The organism is Acinetobacter sp. ANC 5600 (assembly GCF_002018395.1).
Classification (GTDB): Bacteria; Pseudomonadota; Gammaproteobacteria; order Pseudomonadales; family Moraxellaceae; genus Acinetobacter; species Acinetobacter amyesii.
Map to the genome: position 1 here is coordinate 530,486 of NZ_MVKW01000003.1, position 24,355 is coordinate 554,840.

Sequence of the window (24,355 nt, forward strand, 5' to 3'; positions counted from 1 at the left end):
ATTCAGGACGAATTGCATGTCGATACGGGAAGAACGTAAGCAACAAAGTCGTAAAGCTATCCTTGATGCAGCGCTTGCATTGAGTACCACAGGCCGTTCTTTTAGCAGTCTGAGCTTACGCGAAATTTCCCGTCATGTCGGCTTGGTTCCTGCTGCGTTTTATCGCCATTTTCAAGACATGGACGAACTCGGTTTGGAACTGGTCGACCAAATGGCCCTGCACCTTCGGAATGTCCTCAATCAACTGAGTCAGCAATGCTTTCAAGCGCCAGATGCACGCACACGCCAAAGTCTGGATTATTTATTTCATGCCGTTGAGCAATTTCCTGAGGCATGGATGTTTCTTATTGCTGAACGTTGGGGTGGTTCAGCATTCTTAAGACAAGCCATTACTCGTGAGTTTAATTTTCTCAGTACCGATTTGGCCCATGCACTAGCTCAAGTTGAAGCGACTCAACATATTCAATCCGAACAAGACCTAAAAGTATTGGGACAAATTTTGTTTGAATTGGCCTTAAGTTGGGCAATGCAGTGGATTGACTTACATCGACATATTGACCTTCCACAACGTACGGATGCGCTAAAACAATTTCGCCGCCAAGCTCAGACTCAAGTTCAGCTCTTATTTCGTGGCATCTTGCATTGGGATCGATCTTTGGCTCAAATCTCTGATCCACAAAATTTATCGCCATAAAACGCAAAATGTACCGTCATAAAAAAAGCCGCATCGAGTGCGGCTTTTTCAAAACATCTGTTATTTCGCTTTGCGTTCTTTATCAACAAGGAATTTCACGATTTCAACAGTACGTGCATCTTCACCTTGTACGATGTATTTACCATTGACGGTAATCGCAGGCACGCCGCTCAATTGATATTGAGCCGCTAAGTTTTTCGCTTGAGCAATTTTTGAAGACACAGCAAATGATTTAAATGTGCTGTTAAATTTCGCTTCAGGAACACCATAACGGGTGTAGAACTTAGCAAATGCGCCTTGTTCTAAGATATTTTTTTGACCCACATGAATGTCATGGAACAATTGTAAATGTGCTTTTTGACGAACACCCAGTGCTTCCGATGCATAGTAAGCACGCGCGCCTTGTTCCCAAAGTGGATTCATTGCTGCAGGTGTACGGACAAAACGTACATCTTTAGGCAATTGCTTTAACCACGTTTGCATATGCGGTTCTAATGTAAAACAATGTGGGCAGCCATACCAAAAGAACTCACGGACTTCGATTTTACCCGGACGTTCGACTTTAATCGGTTTTGGAATAACCGTGTAATCAGTCCCCGCGACAAATTGCGCTGCCATCGCACTGCCAGAAAAAGCCAAAATAGCTGTTGTAATCGTGCCTAAAAGGAATTTTTTCATTGAACTTATCGTCCTCAAAATCATTATGATTAGTTTATGGCAACACTATAAATCAAATCTGTCGATTTCGTTTTCATTCTGTGAACTTTTTTAAGGCTTTTATCGCTTTTTTTTCAGGACGCGCTACACTAACTCCCATAAACTTTTTTCTAAAATATAAAGACTTGATTGAGGTGCAACCGATGTCGCAATTGAATGTTGATCCACAAGAAATTGCCAAATTTGAAGCTTTCGCAGCCATATGGTGGGATCAGCATTCTGAGTTCCGCCCTTTGCACATGATTAATCCCCTGCGTTTGAACTGGATTGATGAGCATTCAAATGGTATCACTGGCAAGAAAGTATTAGATGTAGGCTGTGGCGGCGGTATTTTAGCTGAAAGCATGGCACGTCGTGGCGCGCAAGTATTGGGTATCGACATGGGCGAAGCGCCATTAAATGTTGCACGCCTACATGCCGAACAAGAAAATGTGCAAAATATTGAATATCGCCAAGTGCCTGTAGAGCAATTGGCAGAAGAACAAGCAGGTCAATATGACGTCGTTACCTGTATGGAAATGCTCGAACATGTACCTGATCCAGCATCCATTATTTTAGCGTGTCAAAAACTGGTAAAACCGGGTGGTCATGTATTCTTCTCGACCATTAACCGTAATCCTAAAGCCTATTTGTTTGCGATTATTGGTGCGGAATATGTTTTACGCATGTTGGCGAAAGGCACTCATGATTATTCAAAGTTTATTAAACCTTCAGAATTAGCTCATGATATTCGTCAAGCCGAGTTAAAACTCAAAGATATGACAGGTTTACATTATAACCCGATCACCAAACGCTATTGGCTCGCACCCAATGTGGATGTGAACTACATGGTTCATACGGTGAAAGAAGCCTAATGAAAGCTGTACTCTTTGATCTTGACGGTACACTGATTGATACCGCGGCTGATTTTATTCGTATTATTCAAGACATGTGCCGTGACAAAGGCATTGCGGTGGTCAGTGCAGAAGACATTCGTGTACAAGTATCTGAAGGCGCGCGTGCGATGGTCAAACTGGTCTATCCAGAGTTAGACGTTGAAGATCCTGTCTTTCTGGCACATCGTCAACGCTTTCTAGATCTGTATGGTGCTGATATTGCTGTTGATACCGATCTGTTTGAAGGCATGTATCCACTACTCGCAGAGTTAGAACAACATCAAATTCCGTGGGGCATTGTCACCAATAAGCCGCGTTCACTCAGTGAAGCGTTGCTCAAAGCGTTGAATTTAACTGAACGCTGCTCGGTATTGGTTTGCCCAGACGATGTCAGTAAAACCAAGCCAGACCCAGAGCCGATGTATTTAGCAGCCAAGCACATTCATCTAGATGCTCAAGACTGTATCTATGTCGGTGATCATCCACGTGATATCGATGCCGGTCGTAATGCGCAGATGTACACAATTCTTGCGGCTTATGGCTATTTACCTTTACAACACAAAGATGACTTAACAGCTTGGCATGCAGATTGTATAGTGAAGACTGTTGCTGAATTGCATGAAGTCATTCATGATTTGGTTATCAAACCGAAAACGCTCAACACAGCGACTTTATAACGATAGAACACAACACAATAAAACGAGGAGGTACGGATGAAATATTCAGAATATCAACCTCGCCCCGATCTGCTCAAAGATCGCATTATCCTGATTACAGGTGCGGGCGATGGTATTGGCCGTGCGGCTGCCCTCAGCTATGCCTTACATGGCGCAACCGTGGTCTTACATGGACGCACACTGAATAAACTAGAAGTGATTTACGATGAAATTGAAGGCTTGGGTGCCCCCCAACCGGCGATTTTACCGCTACAACTGTCTAGTGCCTCTCCTCGTGACTATGAGCTATTGGTCGACACCTTAGAAAAGCAATTTGGTCGCCTAGACGGCATTTTGCATAATGCAGGGATCTTGGGTGAGCGAACTGAACTAGAACATTATCCTGTGGATGTTTGGGATGATGTTATGGCGGTGAACCTTCGTGCGCCTTTTGTACTGACTCAAGAGCTAATGCCATTACTGCAAAAATCTGAGCATGCCTCAGTAGTCTTTGCCAGTTCAGGTGTGGGGCGTGAAGCCCGTGAACGTTGGGGCGCGTACTCGGTCTCAAAAATTGCCATTGAAGCCGTGAGTACATTGTTCGCCAAAGAAAATGAACACCCCAATATTCGTTTTAACTGCATTAATCCCGGTGCGACACGTACTGCCATGCGTGCAAAGGCGTATCCAGACGAAGATCCAAAAACTTTGCCTACGCCTGAAAGCATCATGCCTGCATATTTATATTTAATGGGTGACGACAGCTTGCATTTAACCGGTGCCAGCATTGATGCTCAAGATGAATAGGCCCCAAAGCCAATTTAAAAAAGGAAGCGCGAGCTTCCTTTTTTATGTATTGAATGCCTACAAGACATCATTAACCGACTGATTTCGCGGCGTCCACGCGAAAGTCGACTTGAGTTTTTAGCAAATTTGCCGATACTTGGGGCATTCTTTAAAAACATTGGATTGATACATGTCTGACTTTAGCAATATTACAGTGACTCCAACTGAGGATGGCATGGTTAACCTACTGGTCGATGGTCAACCGATTTCAGCAAAATATGGCATGAAATTCGACCCGAGTATCATGGACGATTTAAAAGGCTTAGAGGTTGGTCAAAATGCAAAATTATTTGAACAATTTATTTTTTCGCATACTGACTTAAACTTTGAGCATGCCTATTTCTATGTCACTTGCATTCAAAAGCAAGAAGCAGGCTTTCAAGTGATCACTAACTTTGTTTATCGCATCATTGCGCAAGATCAAGCACCGTTTGAGCATGTGATTACCAAACAAGGTGCAGCAATGACACCTGAAGATATTAATGAATTTATTCAAGCTCATATTCAAAAATCATTAACGGATTATACCGACCTGAAATACGCATACTAATTAAGTTCCAAGTGAAACATTTAGAACTAAAAAGGGCCATTTGATGCCCTTTTTTTAAACCCTTAGATTAGCATTTGAAATTCAACAAGCTTTGATCAATAGACAGCTTCATTACCCAACTTGCCATTGATCGTATTTTTAAATTATTTTTATAATAATATTCGGTTTTTCAAATTGAGTATAAAAGCATAGACTGCTGGCCATGACATAGACCGACGGCAAGGAGACCCAAATGGCTGATCAAAAACGCAAAATTGAAACCATTCGTTCAATTAAAACCTTACAACTGACTGAAAATTTGATCTCTGCAATGGACGATGCCGAGCAAGCTGAATCTGTGGCTCAAGCAATTTATTCACTCCAATGCCTCAACGAGCAGTGGTACTAAAACCCGAAGTTACTCAACATTTTCAGTCTTTCATCTCTCCCCTCATTTGCCTGTCAAGACTTGATGGGCGTTTTTGATCGTGCTTACAATAGATCTCAAATTTAATCAAAGCTGAATTGCAAGGATAAAAAGCACGCATTATCGGACCATCTCTTCCAAGATGGAAAGATTGTTCTCGGCGCCAAATTTATCGCATAATATCCGCAATCTCTTCGTTTTATTTAAAGAAATATTCATCTTTCTTCACAGTTTCTCTGCATTTAATGCGTACAGTAGTAATATTGAAGATAAATTACTCATGAGGGTTGAACATGAAAAAGATTTTGCCAATTTTGGCTATTTCTTTCAGTGCTTTAATAGCAAGCAGCATCACGTCTGCAGCGCCTCACTTCAAGAACGATGAACGTGGCTTTGATGGCCCACGCGGCAATGCATATGGTCAAATGAAAAAAGATCGTGATTTCCGTGGTTATCAGGACGATGACGATCTTGAAGATCGACGCCGTATGCGTGAACAACGTGGAGTCAAACGTTTGCAACAACATAAATGGCAAACGGGCTATGTGATGCCACAGCATTATCGTGGTAATGGTTATAAAGTCGATTATAAAGACCATAACTTACCTAAACCATCGCGTAATCAGCAATGGTATAAAATCAATAATGACTACATATTGGTCAACTCAGATAGTAACAGTATTCTGAAAATTTTAGGTATGTAAGCCGTTTTGAATTTAATTTCGCCATATTTTTAAAGCCCAGATCAACTCTGGGCTTTTTTTATGAGGTTTTTTTAATGTTTAACCGCAAAAGCTGATGCTGCCTAGCGTTCAGATCATTTACACACCTTCAAATTTCCTCCATACATTTCACAATTCAACTATATTGCCCCCACGCTTTCTCTGAACTTTCTCGCTAATTTTGAATCATCGAAAAACAGATTAGAAATGTATAGAGGTGTCCCATGAACAAAATCGTATCGAGTTTAGTTCTTTCCGTATCGGCTTTGATGGCAACAACAGCAGCCATTGCTGCGCCAGACCATCGTCAAGATGACCGCCGTTACCATCCGTCATACCAACATCAAGACAACCGTTGGGACAAAGATCACCGTCCGAGCAATTGGAATAACAACAACCGTTATGACAATAATCGCTACGACCGTAATGACTTTCGTCGTGTAAATCCAAGCCGCGATTGGCGTGTTGGTCAAAGCCTTCCTCGTTATTTCGATTCAAGCCGCTACAAAGTGAGTGATCGTGAAGCGCGCCGCTTACCGAACACCGGTCGTTATCAACAATGGTACAAAATCAATGGTGACTACGTGCTAGTCAATGATCGTACCGATCGCATCATTCGCATTAAGAATGGCTAATCATTCGACGATCTCTTAAGTCCCTTTCCCAACACCTGAACACTGTTCAGGTGTTTTTTTATATTTGCTTTCCGCTGTCATATGTTTTTGTTTAGAATCATCCATACCAAAGCGAATAAACAGGCATAGGCATGCAAACGAATATCACTGAACCATCTTCTAGCACAACCTTACAGTATGTGCATTGGTTCCGTCATTCTGCACCCTATATTAATGCGCATCGCAACAAAACCTTTGTCATCATGTTTGATGGTGAAGCGCTGCAACATGAAAATTTTCAACACATTATTCACGATATTGCCTTATTACACTCGCTTGGTATTCGTCTAATTTTGGTGCATGGTGCCCGTCCGCAAATCAATCATAATTTACAAAGCAGCGGCATCCAGACACCATTTCATCATCATCGTCGCATCACCACTCGCGAATCTTTACCTGCTGTGATGAATGCTGTTGGCTCCATTCGTCTGCAAATTGAAGCGCTCCTATCTATGGGTTTAGCCAACTCACCGATGTACGGCGCGCGTATTGATGTGGTCTCAGGTAATTTAGTCACGGCAAAACCGTATGGCATTCGTGATGGTATCGATTTTCAACTGTCTGGTGAAGTTCGTTCCGTCGATATCGATGCAATTCAACGTCATTTAGATAGCCAAAATATTGTGGTGCTTGGGCCGACAGGTTATTCCACTACAGGAGAAGTGTTTAATTTATTGGCTGAAGAAGTTGCGACCAAAACCGCCATAAGCTTAAAAGCGGATAAGTTGATTTTCTTGGGCAAACAACACGGTTTGCACAATGAACATGGGCAGCTACAACGCGAAATTACACCTCATCAACTTGATCAGCATATTTTGCAATATCAAGATTCTAATCCCGATATTGCCCTGCATTTAAGCGTTGCTAAAGATGCCTCGTTACAAGGCGTACACCGTGTTCATCTTATTTCATATGCCTATGATGGCGCATTGATCGAAGAATTGTTCACACGTGACGGTTCTGGCACCATGATCACGGATGCGCATTATGAAGAAGTGCGTACTGCCGATATTCAAGATGTGGGTGGCTTAATCAATCTGTTACGCCCTCTCGAACAAGAAGGTATCTTGGTTTATCGCTCACGCGAACGTCTGGAAAATGAAATTGGACAATTTGCAGTGATTGAACGTGACGGTACGATTTTGGCTTGTGCTGCGTTGTACCCGATTCCTGTCACAGGGAATGAAAAACGCTCTGCTGAAATCGCATGTGTGGCTGTGCATCCAGGTTATCGAAAATCGAATCGTGGCAGCCAAATTTTGCATTATTTAGAAGAAAAAGCGCGAGATTTAGGTATTGAACAATTGTTTATTTTGACCACACGGACAGCGCATTGGTTCCTTGAACAAGGTTTTGAACAAGTCAGTGTCGATGACTTACCGAATGCCCGTCAGGCCTTATACAACTACCAAAGAAACTCATTGGTTTGTAAAAAGTCACTTTAAAGTGGCTTTTTTTATGTGCTGAATAGCATTATTTTGCATAAGGTTATGCCGAATCCATTGGCTACCCCTCAAATCACTTTGCAAGCCACAGAATAACCATATCTACCATTTAAATAACCATAATAAATAAAATAATTTCAATAACTTAAAATAACACTTAGACACATTATATGTTTTTCTAAAATCATATTTTTTCATAAGTTTTGCTGATATTTATTTATCTTTTTTCCTGATTTTAAATTTAAGTTTTCTTATTTTTTTCGAAAAAGAAAACTCTTTAGCTTATGTGTTTATAAATCAACAGTTCTGCACATTTAGACCTTTATAGGAGCAACACATGCGTACTCACAAAGCAAAACTCTGGACAAAAAAACTTGTACTGTCTACAGCGGTTGTGGGTGCCATGATGATGTCGGGCTGTGGCAAAAAAGAGGCTGAAGAAAATGTCACCTTAAATATTGGTTTCCAAAAATATGGCTTATTGCCAATTTTAAAAGAACGCGGAACTTTAGAAACAGCCTTAAAAAGCCAAGGTGTAAATATCAAATGGGTGGAATTTCCTGCGGGTCCACAGCTGCTTGAAGGCCTCAATGTGGGCAGTGTTTCATTTGGTGAAGTCGGTGAAGCACCACCTATCTTTGCTCAAGCCGCTCAAACCGATTTGGTTTACATTGCCAACCAACCTGCTGTTCCAAAAGCTGAAGCGTTAATTGTGCAAAAAGATTCGGCTATTCACAGTATTCAGGATTTAAAAGGTAAACGTGTGGCCTTAAACAAAGGCTCAAACGTGCATTACCTGTTGCTCAAGTTGTTGGAAGCCAATCAGCTTAAATTTAGCGACATCAATGTCGTGTATTTACCGCCTGCCGATGCACGTGCTGCTTTTGAAAAAGGTGCCGTTGATGCATGGGTAATTTGGGACCCGTTCCTTTCTGCCGCTGAGCATCAACTTAATGCTCGCACCATTGCCAATGGCGAAAACTTGGTGAAGAACTACCAGTTCTATTTGGCCGATCGCAAATTTACTCAGGAAAATCCAAAAGTCCTGCAAGCTGTGGTGAATGAGTTGAATTTGACCACGCAATGGGTCTCAAAAAATCAAGATGAAGCGGCCAAGTTACTCGAAGGCAAAACCGGCTTAGGTCTAGATGTACTTAAAACATCTATTTCACGCTTAGGCAATCAAGTGACGCCGATTACTGCACAAGTGGCGCAAGAGCAGCAGCAAGTCGCTGATGCGTTTTATAACGAAAAATTAATTCCAAATAAATTAAATATTGAGTCGGCCATTATCAAATAAGCCGACCACAGCATAAGGGCGATGCCATGCGTATTCTAAGAACATTTTCCATACTGACTTTAACCACTTTTGGCCTTGGACTCAGTGCCTGCCAAAAACAAGAAACAGCACAGCAGGATCGTGAAAAACCAGCTGAAACAGCCGTAAAAACCTTGGTTATCGGTTTCCAAAAATCAGCCTTAAATTTGCTGGTTGCCCGTGAACAAAAGCTCTTTGAACAACAATTTCCCGGCGCTCACATTGAGTGGAAGGAGTTCCCTGCTGGCCCACAAATGTTAGAAGCCCTTGCGGTCGGTGCGGTGGATTATGGCTATGTCGGCAACACCCCGCCTATTTTTGCCCAAGCTGCCAATAAAGACCTGAATTATATTGGCTATGAAGTGGTGCCTGAACAGTCGCTTGCTGTCGTGATTCCAGCGGATAGCTCAATCAAAACCATTCAAGAATTACGTGGCAAACGCGTTGCTGTACAAAAAGGCTCGAGTGCGCATGAGTTATTAGCCAAAACTTTAGAAAAAGCCGGTTTGACTTGGAATGACATTCAACCGATTTGGATTCCACCAGCAGATGCACGGGCCGCATTTGATAAAAAATCAATTGATGCATGGGCCATTTGGGACCCGTTTTTATCTGCAGCGGAGTTGGATGCTCAGGCTAAAGTGCTGATTCAATCTGGTGATTTTCCAAAGACCTATTCATTTTATGTGGCAAATCCAAAAGTCGTTCAAACGCACCCTGATGCCCCAGCTAAATTTTTAAAGGCCCTAGACGCTTCCGATCAGTGGATTGTGAAGAACCAAAATGTGGCTTTAGAGGTTTATCAAAACAGCACTGGGCTGCAAAAGAATATTGCTGCGCAAGCCTTTTCTCGCCGATCTAAACCATCTCCTGTGCGCCCACTGACACCCGAGGTCATACAAGCACAGCAAAATATTGCGGACTTATTTAAACAAGTCCAACTGATTCCAAACAACATTCAAGTCCAAAAGCAAGTTTGGACACCTTCATCACATTGATACCCGAGCCATCAAAAATACAAGGAACTGAACATGAAAATTTTCTGGTTTATCCCTACCCACGGTGACAGTCGCTACTTAGGAACAAGTAAAGGTGCACGCCAAGTCGATCATGCCTACATGAAGCAAATTGCAGTAGCGGTGGATAATCTTGGCTATGAAGGCGTTCTGATTCCGACAGGTCGTTCATGTGAAGATCCATGGCTTACAGCTGCAAGCTTGATTGATGCCACTAAAAATCTAAAATTTCTAGTCGCGCTACGCCCAGGGGTGACAACGCCTGCACTGACTGCACGTATGGCTGCAACATTTGACCGTTTATCTGGCGGTCGTATCTTACTGAATTTAGTTACAGGCGGTGATGAGCAAGAACTCAAGGGTGATGGTGTCTATGAAGATCACGCAACGCGTTACCAAACTGCCGCGGAATACACCACAATTTGGCGTGAAATTTTAACCCGTTCACATACTGGTGAAAGCTATACCTTCCATGGCGAACGTTTGAGTGTAGACGACGCCAAATTACTCTATCCACCGGTACAAAAACCTTATCCACCACTATGGTTTGGCGGTTCGTCAGAAGCTGCTGTTGAACTCGCGACAGATCAAGTTGACACCTATTTAACTTGGGGTGAGCCATCTGCTGCGGTAAAAGAAAAAATTGCAGTGGTGCGTGAAAAAGCCAAAGCCAAAGGACGTGAACTGAATTATGGCATTCGTTTACATGTCATTGTGCGCGAAACCAATGAAGAGGCATGGAAAGCAGCAGAAGAGCTGATCCAATATGTCGACGATGCCACCATTGCAGCCGCGCAAGCCAAGTTCAAAACCATGGACTCTGTTGGTCAACGCCGTATGGCTGAACTGCACAACGGCGACCGTAGCAAATTAGAAGTATCGCCAAACTTATGGGCGGGTGTTGGCCTGGTTCGTGGTGGTGCAGGTACGGCACTCGTTGGTGATCCTGAAACGGTAGCCGCACGTATCCAAGAATATGCTGATCTAGGAATTAGCACCTTTATTTTCTCTGGTTACCCACACCTTGAAGAGTCGATCCGTTTCGCAGAATTGGTGTTCCCACTACTGCCATTGGAAACGCGTCAGAAATTGGTTCAACCTAACTTAACAGGCCCATTTGGTGAGATCGTCGCGAACAACTACACCCCAGATGAAAATAAAAAAGCTGGAAAGATTCAGGAGCCGGCCTAATGTCCAAAACTGTTTCTGTTGAAACCTTCAAAGCACCGAAGGTTTCACGTGGAACACAACTCGGGCAGCGTTTGCTACCTTGGTTGTTTCCTATTGCATTAATTATTGTATGGCAAATTGCCTCTGTTACAGGGCTGTTAGAAAGTCGCATTTTGCCTGCGCCAAGTGCGGTCGTGGTGGCTTTTTGGAACTTACTGATCAGTGGTGAATTGTGGAAGCATGTCCAAATCAGTGCGGGTCGTGCTTTGGTTGGGCTTTTAGTTGGGGGTGGATTAGGTCTTTTTTTAGGGCTGCTAAATGGTTCATCAAAAACAGCATCGACGCTACTCGATACCACGCTGCAAATGATCCGTAATATTCCTGCTCTTGCTCTAATTCCATTGGTGATTTTATGGTTTGGGATCGATGAATCGGCCAAGCTTTTTTTAGTCGCTATTGGCGTATTCTTTCCCATTTATATCAATACCTATCATGGTATTCGTTCTGTAGACCCTCAACTGATTGAAATGGGCAAAAGCTATGGTTTGAGTGGCTGGCAACTGTATAAAGAAATCATTCTGCCGGGAGCGATGCCGTCTATTTTGGTTGGCCTGCGTTTTTCACTCGGTCTCGTTTGGGTTTTGTTGATTGTGGCAGAAACCATTTCTGCACAAGCCGGCATCGGTTATATGACCATGAACGCACGCGAGTTCCTGCAAACCGACATCGTCTTGGTCGGGATTTTATTGTATGCCCTACTCGGTAAATTAGCCGATGTACTGGCTGTTGCCTTAGAAAAATATTTACTCCGTTGGCACTCGGGTTACCAAAAATAAGGAGCATGTGATGACCGATTTAAGCATAAGCCGTCATGCAGACGACTCAACCCAACCTCAGCGTTCTTCTGTCGAGGATATCAACCCCCATGCGGTGTTGAGCGCAGAGATCCTGATTGAACAACTACACAAATTTTATGGCGATGTTAAAGTCCTTGAAGACCTTGACCTGCATATTCAACCTGGTGAATTCTTGGCGATTGTCGGTCGTAGTGGCTGTGGTAAAAGTACCCTGCTTCGCCTCATCGCCGACTTAGAAAAACCGAGTTATGGCGAAATTAAATTTAAGTCTGCTCGTCATATTCGTGAAGGCATCACCAGTGATGATATTCGTGTGATGTTCCAAGACCCTCGCCTCCTGCCTTGGCGTAGCATTGAGAAAAATGTGCAACTCGGTTTAAGCAAAGACCAACATGCCAATGCCACAGCACTCCTCGAGAAAGTTGGTTTAAAAGACAAAGCGGGGCTTTGGCCAACACAGCTATCAGGGGGGCAACGTCAACGTACTGCACTGGCACGTGCTTTGTCACATAAACCACGCATTTTGCTGCTAGATGAACCACTGGGTGCGCTCGATGCCTTAACACGTTTAGATATGCAGAATTTGATTGAAAAACTCTGGACTGAACAAGGGTTTACCGCGATTTTGGTCACGCATGATGTGAGTGAAGCCGTACAGTTGGCAGACCGTATAATCTTGCTTGATAAAGGCCATATTGCCAAAGAATTTCGTGTCGATTTGACCCGCCCACGAAAAAAAGGCATTGAATTTACTGAACTTGAACAACAAGTCTTACAAGCGGTCTTGGCCACTTAAGCTTTACTTGTGCAGGAAATCATCACTTAAACCGTGTGACTTCCTGTCCTATTCAAGAACAATATCGCAACAAAACCATGTTTAGCATTGAGGGGAAATTTATCGCCTATTGACAAATACATCACAAAAATTACGATAAATCATATAAATCCATGACTAAAAATAATGATTTATTTAAATTTCACCCTAAAATGATTATTTGAAATATTATGGCATTCGTCGTATTTATTTGACCGTTGAACAGAATAAACTGCCAAAATTCATAAAATTAAAAACGATGATTGTGCACAAATCTGTTGATTTGCCGTACAATTCAATATTCCCTTTTCATTTTCTTAAAAGAGCTAATGGAACAAAAAAAGAGTACCCAGAAACGCCACCAGTTGCTTAATGCAGCACTGGATGTCTTTTCCCTGTATGGCTTCAATGGCGCCAGCTTGGATGAGATCGCACAGATTGCAGAAATGCATAAATCGAATATTTTCTATTACTATGAAAATAAAGAAGCGCTTTATGTTGAAGTTCTGACAACGGTTCTACAAAAGTGGCTTGCTCCGCTACAAATGTTGGAAGCAGACCTTGAGCCTGAAGAAGCGATCACCAATTATCTATTGCAGAAAATTGAAGTATCTCGTACGCAACCGAAAGCCTCACGTTTGTTCGCACTTGAAGTCATTCAGGGCGCACCACACATTCTTGAAATTTTAAAAGGTCCACTAAAAAAATTAGTGAAACGCAAAGCCAAAGTCATTAGCAACTGGCAAGAACAAGGCAAAATTTCAAAAGATATTGATCCAGAACTTTTAATTCTGAACATTTGGGCAATCACGCAAAACTATGCTGACTTTGCAACCCAAATGGAAATGGTCACTGGAAAAACCTTACGTAATCGCAGTATGCAACAACGGATTATTCAACATACCGTCCATATGATGCTTTACGGTGTAATTCCACGCCCAGAAAAGTAAATTGAATTGGGTCGAATTGGCATACGACCATAGCATTCTATGGTCGCCGACCGAAATTAGCTAAATGCCTTATTTTACTGTTTGATATAATTCCAATAATTTCTTTGCGCCGAATAATAAATTTTCTTCCCAATCCAGATGTGCTGTGTCATTCGCACCATCGGTAATATATTTTACCGATACAAAGCGAACACCCAGTTTTTTACATACTTTAGCGATTGCGTAGCCTTCCATATCGACAAGATTACACGGTACTTTCGGCAGCCCAGTTTCAAAGCTGTCGCCTGTACCACAAATTCCTTTAGGCAAATGGCTAAACATGCTCTCTGGCTGAATTTCAGCGGGATGATCGGTATCCATCGGCGTCACCCCCACATCAAAACCCAAAGGCGATACATCCATATCCCGTTGTACAAATTGAGCTACTTCAACCAAAGCATGTGCATCAAAATGTGAACTTCCCGCAGTGCCCAAATTCAGCAAAGTATGACATCCGGTTTTTTGAATCACATCAAAGGCTTTAAATGCGGCATTGACTTTACCAATACCACTGTAATGTACTTCAATGCCTGCGGCTTCAAACAAGCCTTTAGATTCACTCGGCAGTGCCATAATTAAAGCGATTTGCTGACGCATAGCGGTCTCCTCAAATTGATGCCTTCATATAGCATACATTTGCACGTGCGCAGAAAAAATCAGCTTCAAAAATCACATTGCTCAGAAAATAAATTCCTCACGCAGATTTGAATGCTATCAAATTTGAAATTGCATCGGCCGCTTGCCAATAAATGACGGTGCCAATTGTTGGTCATGACGTAAGGCATCTAAAATCTTCTCTAAGGCAATATGCGCCATATCCCCTCGTACACTATGCGAATGGGTCATTGGCATATGCTCGATCCCAGCTCTTCGCGCTGACAAAATTTTAATGTCTTGTTTGTTGACCACCCAAGTATAGGCATTCACAGCCGGCATCAATGCCTTAGACAACAATTTTGGAATGGGAAATTTATAGCTAACACAGGTATAAACCCGTGACTCATACGGCCCCACAGGGCTAATCAGACTATTAAACACCATGCCCGACGGCTCTCCCCAATGGTACTCCACCAAGGTAATATTCGGTGCGATAAAACTGTCGCGGTGAACCTGTTCAGCACCATGCGGATTGGTCAGCCATGGCATCATGCCAACATCTGCATCATGGTCATGATAGTCAACGACTACTTTGCGCGGCCCGACATCTATGGTGGCATCTACGGCTTTTCCGGACTCTGAACGAAACCAGCCTTCATGGACAAATATAGTATGGGTCACATCCATAATATTTTGTGCAACAGCGCCCATCTCACCATCATAACTGCCGACCATGTAATAGCTGACCCAGCCGGCTTGATCATAAAACGGTAATTTAAATATTTCTGGGCGTTCCTGTTTGGGCTTTTCACCGAGATAAATCCATACCACCCCATCTTGCTCACACACATCAAAACTACGCTGTTTAAAAGGATGCGGTTTTTCTGGAAAAAATTGTCCATTGACACTAGGAATATGCGCCACATGCCCATCGCCCTGATACGACCAGCCATGATATGGACACGTCACGCAGCCATCAGTCATTTTACCCTGAGACAAAGGCACGCCACGATGTACACATTGATCGAGCAATGCAGCAGCTGTTCCATCTTTTTGTCGGAACAGAACAATTTTTTTACCATACAGGGTGGCTGAAAAAGGCTGATCTTTTTTGAGTTCTTTAGAGGTACAAGCGACGTACCATTCTTCTAATAATCCTTTGGCATCATCCCAAAAACTGGTTTGATTACACATAATTCGATCCTTATTTTTATCTTTTTTGTTTTAATCCATAAGCCTTGCTCTAGCACCTACTACTACAAGCAAGTTTATATCTCGAAGCCAGTTGATCTCTCGAAAATACGCGCAAATTTTATACATGAATGTTTTGCTTGGATAGCAAAATAACGTAACTGCATCACACGCTTGCACAAGCTCTATATTTGTTTGCTGAAATCCGTCAAAGCCAACGCGCAATAGTTTTCTTCAACGGATTTACATTCACCCAACATCAATTAAGATGCGCGCTGAGCATCACAATACGCTTTTAAACACGGAGAAAAAAATAAGGTGCCGCGATAAAACCCTTGTATGGTTTTCAGCATTACCAATATCCAAAGCGTAAAGAGCAATACTGCAAAAAAAGTACCGAACTGTTGAATAGCGTGTAACTGCGTTTGTTCCGCCAAATGGATGACCGCCAAACTAAAAACGCCGAATGGAAATGTCATCGCCCACCACCCGAGATTAAAGGGTAAATCTCGCAAATGTTTTAGCGTGATGAGTATAGCGATTCCAAACCACCATACACCAAATCCAAGCAGAACAAGGGCTGCGAACACGCCGCCTTGAAGCAACACCTGTCCTAAATCAGCCAAGTCTACCGCTGTCAAAATACGTGGGGCTTGCTCGCCCAAAACTAACAGCGCTAAAGCCCCTGTCCCAATCGGTCCTAAGGCCAACCAACTGCTGATCGCCATATCCTTGCTTGGCAATTGATGTAAAGCCAGACGCAGCAACAAAATGCTTAAGATGGCAAATGCTGGAAATACTGAGATCCCCCAAAGCAGATAACTCCCCAGCAAAATATGGACAGCATGGGCCTGTGCAGGTAAATGCGCCAACAATAAACCGCCTGAACTGGCAGCCACCTCGCAAGCCACTATCGGCAATAACCATACTGCAGTCATGCCTTGCAGCGCATGTTGCTGACGACTAAACATCAGAAATGGAACACACCATGCAATCGCAATTGCCATCAACACATCGACATACCATAAATATTCAGCCCATGTGATGATGCTTACGCCCAAAAACTCAGTGTACAGCGTGGCGCCAAATTTCAATGCGCCATTGATCAGGGTTGCCAGTGCCATGGGAATTGCCCCCAGAAATAAACTCATCACCGGATGCTGGAAAATCTGCTTGGCTTCTTGTGGGTATAAGATCCATCGGCTGAGATACATCCCACTAAACAATATGAACAACACGATGCTGATCTGCCACAACCCTGCTCCGATGGACCACATCCACTGCGGCGCCAACGGTATAGATGGTAAAATGAGGGCCACCACACCTGTGCCCATCACCACCGTAAACCAGTTTGGGGTGAAATGACGAATCAAGTCTTGTTTATGCTGGAGTTGATAAAATGGCATTTTCATCGCATGATGCTCATCAAAATGGAATGTCTATAGTTTAAGCACACCATTAAATAAGAAAAATTGATTAATATTTATTTTTATAATTTATTTTACTGATAATAAATTCATCTCTGCATAAAAAAACTTGAGTAAAAACACAACAACAAGACGAACGCAGAAGATTATGGCAATATATAGCCCTCAAACATTTTCAACAATTGATTCGCCCATGAAGCTGCTCCGTCTGAATGCTTTAGCGCCCCACTTAGAACTCCCCAAAACTGCCGTGACCATTGGCAATTTTGATGGCGTACATTTGGGTCATCAAGCGATGGTCAGCCAGCTCAAAGACATAGCACAGCAACAAAACTTAAAAACAGCTGTGATGATTTTTGAGCCACAACCACTTGAATTCTTTAAAGCTTATGACGCTCCACCTCGAATCAGTTCACTACGTGAAAAAGTCGAATATTTAACTGAACTGGGCGTCGACTATATTGTGGTGGCGAAATTTGACAATGCCTTTCGTAATCTCAGCGCTGAAGAATTTGCCGATATTTTAAAAAATAAACTCAATACACAAAGTTTAGTTTTGGGCGAAGATCATCACTTTGGCAAAAACCGTCAAGGCAATAGCGAATTTTTACGCCAATACGGCTTCCAAGTCACAGCCCTGCAGAATGTTGAAGTCGATGGCGAACGTGTCAGTTCAACACTGGTTCGTCAGACATTACAAGCAGGCAACCTTGCCCATGCCGCAAAACTTTTAGGTCGTCCATATAGCATCACAGGTCGTGTGCAATATGGCGATCAAATCGGTCGCACGATTAATTTTCCTACCATTAATGTCCGTTTAAACCGTCATAAACCTTGTTTAAATGGCATTTATGCAGTCGATGTCATTTGTGAAACCGAATCTTTAACAGATAAAGTAAAAAACGAAAATGCTGACAAATTAGGGGTTGCAGGTTATGCACCCTCTGCCCTGTTTGGTGCAGGGCATGTTGGTACGCGTCCCGCGATTAAACAGGAACATCCTGAATGGCGATTAGAAGTACATTTTCCTGATGTTTCTGCTAATCTGTATGGCCTGTTAATGCGGGTGACGTTCTTGAACTTTTTACATGGCGAAAAGGACTACCCTTCGCTTGAAGCACTGAAAGTGGGAATTGATGATGACGTAGAAAAGCTCCTTGAGTTTCGAGGTCAGCACCCTCATTTCCCCTTTTAAACCCCGATTATTTATTGTAAAACGCGTCAGTCAACGGGCTGATAAATTTGGAAGACAACTTGCATGAGCGATAAGCAAACTCCTGAAAATGCAGTGGATTATAAAGCCACGCTAAACCTCCCAGGTACTGAATTTGCGATGAAAGCAAATCTCGCAGTACGTGAAGCGAAATGGTTAGAAGAGTGGTATGCCGACAACATTTATCAGCAGATTCGTGCATCGCGTATTGGCAAGAAAAAATATGTGCTTCATGACGGCCCTCCATACGCAAATGGCCAAATTCACTTAGGCCATGCGGTGAATAAAGTCCTCAAAGACATCATCATCAAAAGCCGTGTAATGGACGGTTTTGACGCACCGTATGTACCAGGTTGGGACTGTCACGGTCTTCCAATCGAACTGAAAGTTGAAGAAAAAGTCGGTAAAGTCGGTGTGAAAGTAGATGCCTCCACTTTCCGTAAAGCCTGCCGTGAATATGCTTACACCCAAGTCGAATTACAGAAAAAAGACTTCGTGCGTATGGGCGTATTTGGTGATTGGGACAACCCTTACCTCACCATGAACTTCAAACAAGAAGCCGACATCGTTCGTTCACTCGGTGAAATTGCCAAAGCAGGCCATATTGAGCCAGGTCTTAAACCAGTCAACTGGTGTTTGGACTGTGGTTCTGCCTTAGCTGAAGCTGAAGTGGAATACGAAGACAAAAAATCAGATGCGATTGACGTTGGTTTTACTGTTGTTGATTTAGCTGATTTATCTGCACGCCTAGGTGTAGACGTTACTGACCGTACAGATATCGTAATCTGGACAACCACGCCTTGGACTATGCCTGCCAACCAAGCGGTTGCTCTACATGCTGAGCTTGAATACCAATTGGTGAAAGCAACTGGCGAAGACAAAGCAGCGCAAAACTTCATCCTTGCAAAATCATTAGTTGAATCTGCAACGCAGCGTTATGGCTTTAACGCAGTTGAAGTGATTGCTGAGTTTGCTGGTGCAAAACTTGAAAACCTAGTACTACAACATCCGTTAATTGCTGAACGCCAAGTACCAGTGATTTTGGGTGAGCATGTCACAGACGGCAGTGGTACAGGTGCTGTACATACCGCCCCAGGCCATGGTGTGGACGACTATAAAGTTGGCTTACAGTACAACCTAAAAGTCGACAATCCAGTTGGCGGCAACGGTGTGTATTTACCGACTGCACCAATTTTTGCAGGCGAGCACATCTACAAAGCCAATCCAAAAATCATTGCTGCTTTAACCGAAGCAGGCAAACTTTGGGCACATGTGGTGATCAAACATAGCTATCCACATTGCTGGCGCCATAAAACACCGATTATCTTCCGTGCAACACCACAATGGTTCATCAGCATGGATGCAAAAGGTTTACGCCAAGGTGCATTGAACGCGATTGAAAATGACATCAGCTTTGTACCAGATTGGGGTAAAAACCGTATCCAGTCGATGATTGAAGGTCGTCCAGATTGGTGTATCTCACGTCAACGTACATGGGGCGTGCCAATTCCATTCTTCGTGCATAAAGATACCAACGAACTTCACCCGCGTACCCCTGAGCTGATCGAAGAAGTAGCGAAGCTGATTGAACAAGAAGGTATTGACGGCTGGTATAACCGTGATGCGTCTGAGTTTATTGGTGCAGATGCAGAGCATTACAATGCAGTTCGTGACACTCTAGACGTTTGGTTTGACTCTGGAACAACACACTTTGCAGTGCTTCGTGAACGTGAAGAATTGCAAGACCCTGCTGACTTGTACCTTGAAGGTTCTGACCAACATCGCGGCTGGTTCCAATCTTCATTGTTGACGTCTATGGCGATTAATAACCGCGCCCCGTACAAAGGCTTATTGACTCACGGCTTCGTTGTGGATGAAAAAGGCCGCAAAATGTCGAAGTCGATCGGTAACGTGATCACTCCACAAGACATCATCAAAGACATGGGTGCAGATGGTCTACGTTTCTGGATCGCCTCTGCAGACTACCGTTATGAAATGACTGCGGGTAAAGAAATCTTTAGCCGTGCATCAGATGGTTACCGCCGTATACGTAACACATTGCGTTTCTTGTTGGCTAACTTGAATGGCTTCAAACCATCGACGGATGCTTTGCCTGTCGATCAATTGATCGCACTGGATCAATACATCTTGCAACGTGCTGCGGAAGTACAGAAAACCATTCAGCAAGCCTATGAAGATATGAACTTCCATATCGTGACCAGCGCATTGACCAACTTCTGTATTAATGACTTGGGTGGTTTCTACCTCGACATCATCAAAGACCGTCAGTACACCACTAAGGCAGACTCAGCTGCGCGTCATTCTGCGCAAACTGCGTTATATCACTTGGTTCAAGCCTTTGTCCGTTGGATGTCTCCAATCTTGAGCTTTACCGCACAAGAAGCTTGGCCACTGATTCCAGAGCAATCTGAGAAATATGTATTTACTGCGGAGTGGTATGACATTCCTGTAGCCTCTACAGCAAATTTAGTGACTGAAGCTGAATGGCAAACCTTGATCACCGTTAAATCTGCGGTGAACAAGTTTATTGAAGCTGCACGTACTGCAAAAACTGTGGGTTCAAACTTGTCTGCCAAAGTTGAACTTTGGGCCAATGCTGAGCTGAAAGCTGTTTTAGACAAATTCGGTGAAGAACTGCGTTTTGTCCTCATCACTTCTCAAGTGATTGTCAATGAGTTTGATGCAGCGCAAGGTGAAGCCTCTGACCTTGACGGTTTAAATGTCAAAGTCTCTGCTGCTGACGGTGAAAAATGTGCGCGCTGCTGGCATGTGCTTCCTGATGTGAATACACATCACGAACATCCAGGTCTTTGTTCTCGTTGTATTATTAACCTTCCTACAGGTCAAGGCGAAGAGAGAAAATATGCCTAATCCACAAGAAAAAAAGGGCTTCTTTCAATTCTACCCACACAATTTAGTGTGGGTGGGCTTATCCATTGTTGCCATTATTTTGGATCAATGGACCAAATGGATTGCAAGTACACATCTGAACTACGCAGATCCTGTACCTGTCATGCCCTTTTTAAATTGGACATTACTACATAACTATGGCGCTGCCTTTAGTTTCTTGTCCGATGCCGGTGGATGGCAACGTTATTTCTTTACTTCACTCGCAGGACTTGTGTCTGTCATTTTTGTATTTTGGCTCATGCGTATGCCAAAAAACGTGAAAGTCCTTCCGATTGCCATTGCCCTGATTTTAGGCGGCGCAATCGGCAACTTAATTGACCGTGTATCTTTAGGTTATGTGGTGGATTTCATTCACGTGTATTACAACAACAGCCACTTTCCTGCATTTAATATTGCAGACAGTGCCATTACTTTAGGCACGATCCTGCTTCTTATCGATACGTTTTTCTTAGAAAAACACCGAATTCAACGTGCGGAAGCGCAAAATGACTGATTTTATCAATCCTAACGAGGAAACTCGTATTGAAGAAGGCTCTAAAGTAGACCTTCACTTTTCTGTTGCTATTGAAAATGGCGTAGAAATTGACAATACCCGTAGCCGTGCTGAACCTGTCAGCCTTGTCATGGGTGATGGCAGCTTATTACCGGGTTTTGAGAAAGCTTTATTCGGTTTACGTGCAGGTGACCGCCGTACCGTGAGCCTTCCTCCTGAAGATGCTTTTGGTCCATGGAACCCAGAAAACGTACAAAAATTTGATACCGTCAAATTTGAGCAACGTCCTGTTGAAGGCCATATGATTGAGTTTGAAGATAAAGCCAAACAAAGTCTGTATGGGGTGATCAAAACCGTCGGTGAAGACATTACCGAAGTGGATTTCAACCACCCTCTAGCTGGTAAAAATATCACCTTTGAAGTTGAAATTTTCAAAGTGACCCCTGCCGGTCAACAAGGCGTAAAACTGATCTAAGTTTCAGCAAATAAAAAGCTCCTTCGGGAGCTTTTTTTATCACTATTTTTATAACTATCAATCGACTCGATACATTTTCTGTATATGCAACGGACCGTTTTCATATTAATTTAATGCAAGACTTTAAAACAAGACGGGAAATACGATGAAACTTCATATTATTGTCGGCAGTGTCCGCGAAGGCCGTACGGCAATTAAGATTGCGAACTGGCTACTTTCAGAAATCGAAAGCTATGACTACAGTACCGTAGAAACTGAAATTGTCGATTTAAAAGAATGGGATCTGCCTATTTTTGCAGGCGCACATCCACCATTAACTGGGATTTATGACCAACCCAAACAACAAGCATGGGCAGATAAAATCGCACAAGGTGACGCATTTATTTTCATTAGCCCTGAATACAACCACGGCTACAGCCCTGCGCTCAAAAATGCATTGGATTACCTCGGTAAAGAATGGGCCGGAAAACCTGCGGCATACGTTAGCTATGGTGGCACCAATGGTTCACGTTCGATTGATCAAATTCGCCAAGTGGCAACCCAATTGGGCTTAATTGACAGTAATGCTGTGGTCGAAATTCGTGATATTTTCACGCGCAATCAAACAGATAAATTCGAACCGAATGATTTTGACAACAAAGCAGTTAAAGCGATTTTCAAAAAATTACTGCAATATGTGAGTGCTTAATTCTTGCCGTTCGCGTGATAGATGCCGCCTTTTGTAGGTTCAGGCTTAGATTATTTTCAGCAGATGGCAGCTATACGCCATGCATCATCCACGATAAAGTTAAACCATACAGAGACAGGAAGTTTCTAGAATAAAAAGAATGGAACATGCAGGAAGCGATTGATTTGACAGGAGTTGAATCTTAGCAATATACGAAAAAGCCCCAACAGGACGTTGGGGCTTTTTCATTTCGTTCTGTATGCTTAATCATAATGAAGCCCACCTAGGTAGGCTCCTTCTAATCATTGCGATATAGAATATTATCTTGCTTTCGACACATCCACAATTAATCGTGTTGCCAAATACAAACGCGGAATAATACTGTCTTTTAAAATATATTCTGCATTGCTTGAGTGAGCCCCATCTCCTGATAATCCCATTCCCTCAATTACAGCAGCTTTCGACTTTACTCCAGCAAAAGCAGCATCAGTACCGCCTCCTGTTGGAGTCAAAGAAACAGTCAATGGAATGTTTAACTCATTTTTATAGATATCTTGCGCTTTTTCAGCCAACTTTTTAGAGGCATCATTTACAGCCAACGGTGGACGGCGGACTTCAAATTTCACACTGACTTGGCTATCTGATAACTTTTTATTTTTGATTTTCTCATTTAACGTTTTTTCCACGGCCTCAAAGTCTTGGACACGTAGTGCTCTGACATCCGCCTGTGCAGCAGCATGTTCTGGAATGACATTGCGTGTTTTACCCGCTTCCGCCACAGTCCAATTCAGCTTTAACCCAGTGTTAGGATCAGATAGATTTTGCATTTGTGCGATTTGGTGAGAGAGCTCAGTGAGTGCATTCACCCCTGCCTCAGGTTTCACACCGGCATGTGAAGATTTTCCTTTAATTTCTAAATAGGCTGCGCCAATGCCACTGGTTGCCAGACGTAAGTTACCATCTTTACCGCCCCCTTCAAAAGACAACACCACATCCTGATCTTGTGCTGTTTCTGTAATCAACTTACGTGAGGCAGGTGAGCTGATTTCCTCATCTGAATTCATCAAAACAGTGATCGTGCCATAGTCTTTATAATTCAATTTTTTAAGGGTATTCAAAACATGCAAAATTGCAGCTACCCCTTGTTTATCATCAATGATACCTAAGCCATAGACCTGATTACCGTCAATTTTAAACGGTTGGTTTTTAAGCATTCCCCGTTCATAAACCGTATCCATATGCGCGATCATCATGATTTTACTTTTACCTTGACCTTTCAATACCCCTTTAACTATTGGTCCCATTTTCTCAGGTGTATCGTCCATGCGATAAATATCTGTACTTTCGATCACACTCACTTCAGCACCGACATTCTTCAACTGATCTGCCACCACTTTGGCCATTTGATTCAGGCCTTCAAGATCCTTACTGCCGGATTCAATATTGACCAAGGTTTTCAAGGTCTCTAAATAACTTTGCTTTTGACTTTCCGCAACTTGCATAATCTCTTGTGGAGATGCTGCCCAACTTGCTGAAGCACTAAGCGCAATGACGCAGCCTAATGCGAGCTGAAGTTTTGATGTCGTCCGTTGTTGTGTAAGTGTTCTTAGCA

The 24,355-nt window shown here is 43.0% G+C and carries 25 protein-coding genes; 20 read left to right on the forward strand and 5 right to left on the reverse strand.

Annotated features, from left to right (window positions below; all coding sequences use genetic code 11):
• Positions 1 to 16 precede the first annotated feature (16 nt).
• Positions 17 to 694 carry a TetR family transcriptional regulator gene (locus tag B1201_RS09405; protein WP_078193270.1) on the forward strand — a complete coding sequence of 226 codons (678 nt, stop codon included), beginning with the start codon at positions 17 to 19 and terminating at the stop codon, positions 692 to 694.
• Between the two features lie 60 nt (positions 695 to 754).
• Here the strand turns inward: B1201_RS09405 and B1201_RS09410 are convergent, their stop codons facing one another.
• The gene (locus B1201_RS09410; RefSeq protein ID WP_078193271.1) at positions 755 to 1,372 is read right to left on the reverse strand and encodes a thiol:disulfide interchange protein DsbA/DsbL; all 618 of its coding nucleotides are present in this window, start codon (positions 1,370 to 1,372) and stop codon (positions 755 to 757) included.
• A gap of 182 nt (positions 1,373 to 1,554) precedes the next feature.
• Here B1201_RS09410 and ubiG point away from each other — a divergent pair, with 182 nt between their 5' ends.
• The 14 genes from ubiG (at position 1,555) to B1201_RS09475 (ending at position 13,710) form a co-directional block, all read left to right on the forward strand.
• A complete protein-coding gene (ubiG, locus tag B1201_RS09415) occupies positions 1,555 to 2,265 on the forward strand; it encodes a bifunctional 2-polyprenyl-6-hydroxyphenol methylase/3-demethylubiquinol 3-O-methyltransferase UbiG (protein ID WP_078190637.1) in 711 nt (236 codons plus the stop codon).
• The gene (locus tag B1201_RS09420; protein WP_078193272.1) at positions 2,265 to 2,963 is read left to right on the forward strand and encodes an HAD family hydrolase; all 699 of its coding nucleotides are present in this window, start codon (positions 2,265 to 2,267) and stop codon (positions 2,961 to 2,963) included. The genes ubiG and B1201_RS09420 overlap by 1 nt, the downstream gene beginning before the upstream one ends.
• A 36-nt stretch (positions 2,964 to 2,999) precedes the next feature.
• Complete coding sequence (locus B1201_RS09425) at positions 3,000 to 3,749, forward strand: YciK family oxidoreductase (protein ID WP_078190639.1); 750 nt, start codon at positions 3,000 to 3,002, stop codon at positions 3,747 to 3,749.
• A 169-nt stretch (positions 3,750 to 3,918) separates the two neighbouring features.
• Positions 3,919 to 4,338 carry a hypothetical protein gene (locus tag B1201_RS09430; RefSeq protein WP_078193273.1) on the forward strand — a complete coding sequence of 140 codons (420 nt, stop codon included), beginning with the start codon at positions 3,919 to 3,921 and terminating at the stop codon, positions 4,336 to 4,338.
• A gap of 232 nt (positions 4,339 to 4,570) precedes the next feature.
• Positions 4,571 to 4,726, forward strand: coding sequence for a hypothetical protein (locus B1201_RS16965; protein ID WP_171263767.1), 156 nt, complete (start codon positions 4,571 to 4,573; stop codon positions 4,724 to 4,726).
• A gap of 311 nt (positions 4,727 to 5,037) precedes the next feature.
• The gene (locus B1201_RS09435; RefSeq protein WP_078193274.1) at positions 5,038 to 5,448 is read left to right on the forward strand and encodes an RcnB family protein; all 411 of its coding nucleotides are present in this window, start codon (positions 5,038 to 5,040) and stop codon (positions 5,446 to 5,448) included.
• A gap of 242 nt (positions 5,449 to 5,690) precedes the next feature.
• Positions 5,691 to 6,101 carry an RcnB family protein gene (locus tag B1201_RS09440; protein WP_078193275.1) on the forward strand — a complete coding sequence of 137 codons (411 nt, stop codon included), beginning with the start codon at positions 5,691 to 5,693 and terminating at the stop codon, positions 6,099 to 6,101.
• Positions 6,102 to 6,232: 131 nt separating this feature from the next.
• The gene (gene argA, locus B1201_RS09445; RefSeq protein ID WP_078193276.1) at positions 6,233 to 7,585 is read left to right on the forward strand and encodes an amino-acid N-acetyltransferase; all 1,353 of its coding nucleotides are present in this window, start codon (positions 6,233 to 6,235) and stop codon (positions 7,583 to 7,585) included.
• A 337-nt stretch (positions 7,586 to 7,922) separates the two neighbouring features.
• A complete protein-coding gene (locus B1201_RS09450) occupies positions 7,923 to 8,885 on the forward strand; it encodes a sulfonate ABC transporter substrate-binding protein (protein WP_078193277.1) in 963 nt (320 codons plus the stop codon).
• Between the two features lie 26 nt (positions 8,886 to 8,911).
• On the forward strand, positions 8,912 to 9,901 hold the full coding sequence (locus B1201_RS09455; protein ID WP_078193278.1) for an aliphatic sulfonate ABC transporter substrate-binding protein: 990 nt from the start codon (positions 8,912 to 8,914) through the stop codon (positions 9,899 to 9,901).
• Positions 9,902 to 9,934: 33 nt separating this feature from the next.
• A complete protein-coding gene (gene ssuD / locus B1201_RS09460; protein WP_078193279.1) occupies positions 9,935 to 11,110 on the forward strand; it encodes an FMNH2-dependent alkanesulfonate monooxygenase in 1,176 nt (391 codons plus the stop codon).
• A complete protein-coding gene (ssuC, locus tag B1201_RS09465; protein WP_078190647.1) occupies positions 11,110 to 11,925 on the forward strand; it encodes an aliphatic sulfonate ABC transporter permease SsuC in 816 nt (271 codons plus the stop codon). The genes ssuD and ssuC overlap by 1 nt, the downstream gene beginning before the upstream one ends.
• A gap of 10 nt (positions 11,926 to 11,935) precedes the next feature.
• Positions 11,936 to 12,742: an ABC transporter ATP-binding protein gene (locus B1201_RS09470; RefSeq protein WP_078193280.1), complete on the forward strand. Its 807-nt coding sequence runs from the start codon at positions 11,936 to 11,938 to the stop codon at positions 12,740 to 12,742.
• Between the two features lie 347 nt (positions 12,743 to 13,089).
• Entirely contained in the window at positions 13,090 to 13,710 is a 621-nt protein-coding gene (locus B1201_RS09475) for a TetR/AcrR family transcriptional regulator (RefSeq protein ID WP_078190649.1), read from the forward strand.
• 69 nt (positions 13,711 to 13,779) lie between these two features.
• Here the strand turns inward: B1201_RS09475 and B1201_RS09480 are convergent, their stop codons facing one another.
• The 3 genes from B1201_RS09480 to B1201_RS09490 all read right to left on the reverse strand — a co-directional run bounded on the left by B1201_RS09480 (position 13,780) and on the right by B1201_RS09490 (position 16,949).
• The gene (locus tag B1201_RS09480) at positions 13,780 to 14,346 is read right to left on the reverse strand and encodes a 5'-nucleosidase (RefSeq protein WP_078190650.1); all 567 of its coding nucleotides are present in this window, start codon (positions 14,344 to 14,346) and stop codon (positions 13,780 to 13,782) included.
• 117 nt (positions 14,347 to 14,463) lie between these two features.
• A complete protein-coding gene (locus B1201_RS09485; protein WP_078193281.1) occupies positions 14,464 to 15,540 on the reverse strand; it encodes an aromatic ring-hydroxylating oxygenase subunit alpha in 1,077 nt (358 codons plus the stop codon).
• Between the two features lie 260 nt (positions 15,541 to 15,800).
• Complete coding sequence (locus B1201_RS09490; protein ID WP_078193282.1) at positions 15,801 to 16,949, reverse strand: TDT family transporter; 1,149 nt, start codon at positions 16,947 to 16,949, stop codon at positions 15,801 to 15,803.
• A 208-nt stretch (positions 16,950 to 17,157) separates the two neighbouring features.
• Here B1201_RS09490 and ribF point away from each other — a divergent pair, with 208 nt between their 5' ends.
• From ribF to B1201_RS09515, 5 genes are all read left to right on the forward strand, one after another.
• Positions 17,158 to 18,159, forward strand: a complete 1,002-nt coding sequence (gene ribF / locus B1201_RS09495; RefSeq protein WP_078193283.1) for a riboflavin biosynthesis protein RibF — start codon at positions 17,158 to 17,160, stop codon at positions 18,157 to 18,159.
• 63 nt (positions 18,160 to 18,222) lie between these two features.
• Positions 18,223 to 21,069 (forward strand): isoleucine--tRNA ligase, encoded by a 2,847-nt coding sequence (ileS, locus tag B1201_RS09500; protein WP_078193284.1) that lies wholly within the window; start codon positions 18,223 to 18,225, stop codon positions 21,067 to 21,069.
• The gene (gene lspA, locus B1201_RS09505; RefSeq protein WP_078190655.1) at positions 21,062 to 21,601 is read left to right on the forward strand and encodes a signal peptidase II; all 540 of its coding nucleotides are present in this window, start codon (positions 21,062 to 21,064) and stop codon (positions 21,599 to 21,601) included. Before ileS ends, lspA begins: the two co-directional genes overlap by 8 nt.
• The gene (locus tag B1201_RS09510) at positions 21,594 to 22,076 is read left to right on the forward strand and encodes an FKBP-type peptidyl-prolyl cis-trans isomerase (protein WP_078190656.1); all 483 of its coding nucleotides are present in this window, start codon (positions 21,594 to 21,596) and stop codon (positions 22,074 to 22,076) included. Before lspA ends, B1201_RS09510 begins: the two co-directional genes overlap by 8 nt.
• A gap of 145 nt (positions 22,077 to 22,221) precedes the next feature.
• On the forward strand, positions 22,222 to 22,764 hold the full coding sequence (locus B1201_RS09515) for an NADPH-dependent FMN reductase (protein ID WP_078193285.1): 543 nt from the start codon (positions 22,222 to 22,224) through the stop codon (positions 22,762 to 22,764).
• Positions 22,765 to 23,063: 299 nt separating this feature from the next.
• On the opposite strand, the gene B1201_RS09520 is transcribed toward B1201_RS09515, so the two are convergent.
• A complete protein-coding gene (locus tag B1201_RS09520) occupies positions 23,064 to 24,293 on the reverse strand; it encodes a glutamate carboxypeptidase (RefSeq protein ID WP_078193320.1) in 1,230 nt (409 codons plus the stop codon).
• Positions 24,294 to 24,355: the final 62 nt, after the last annotated feature.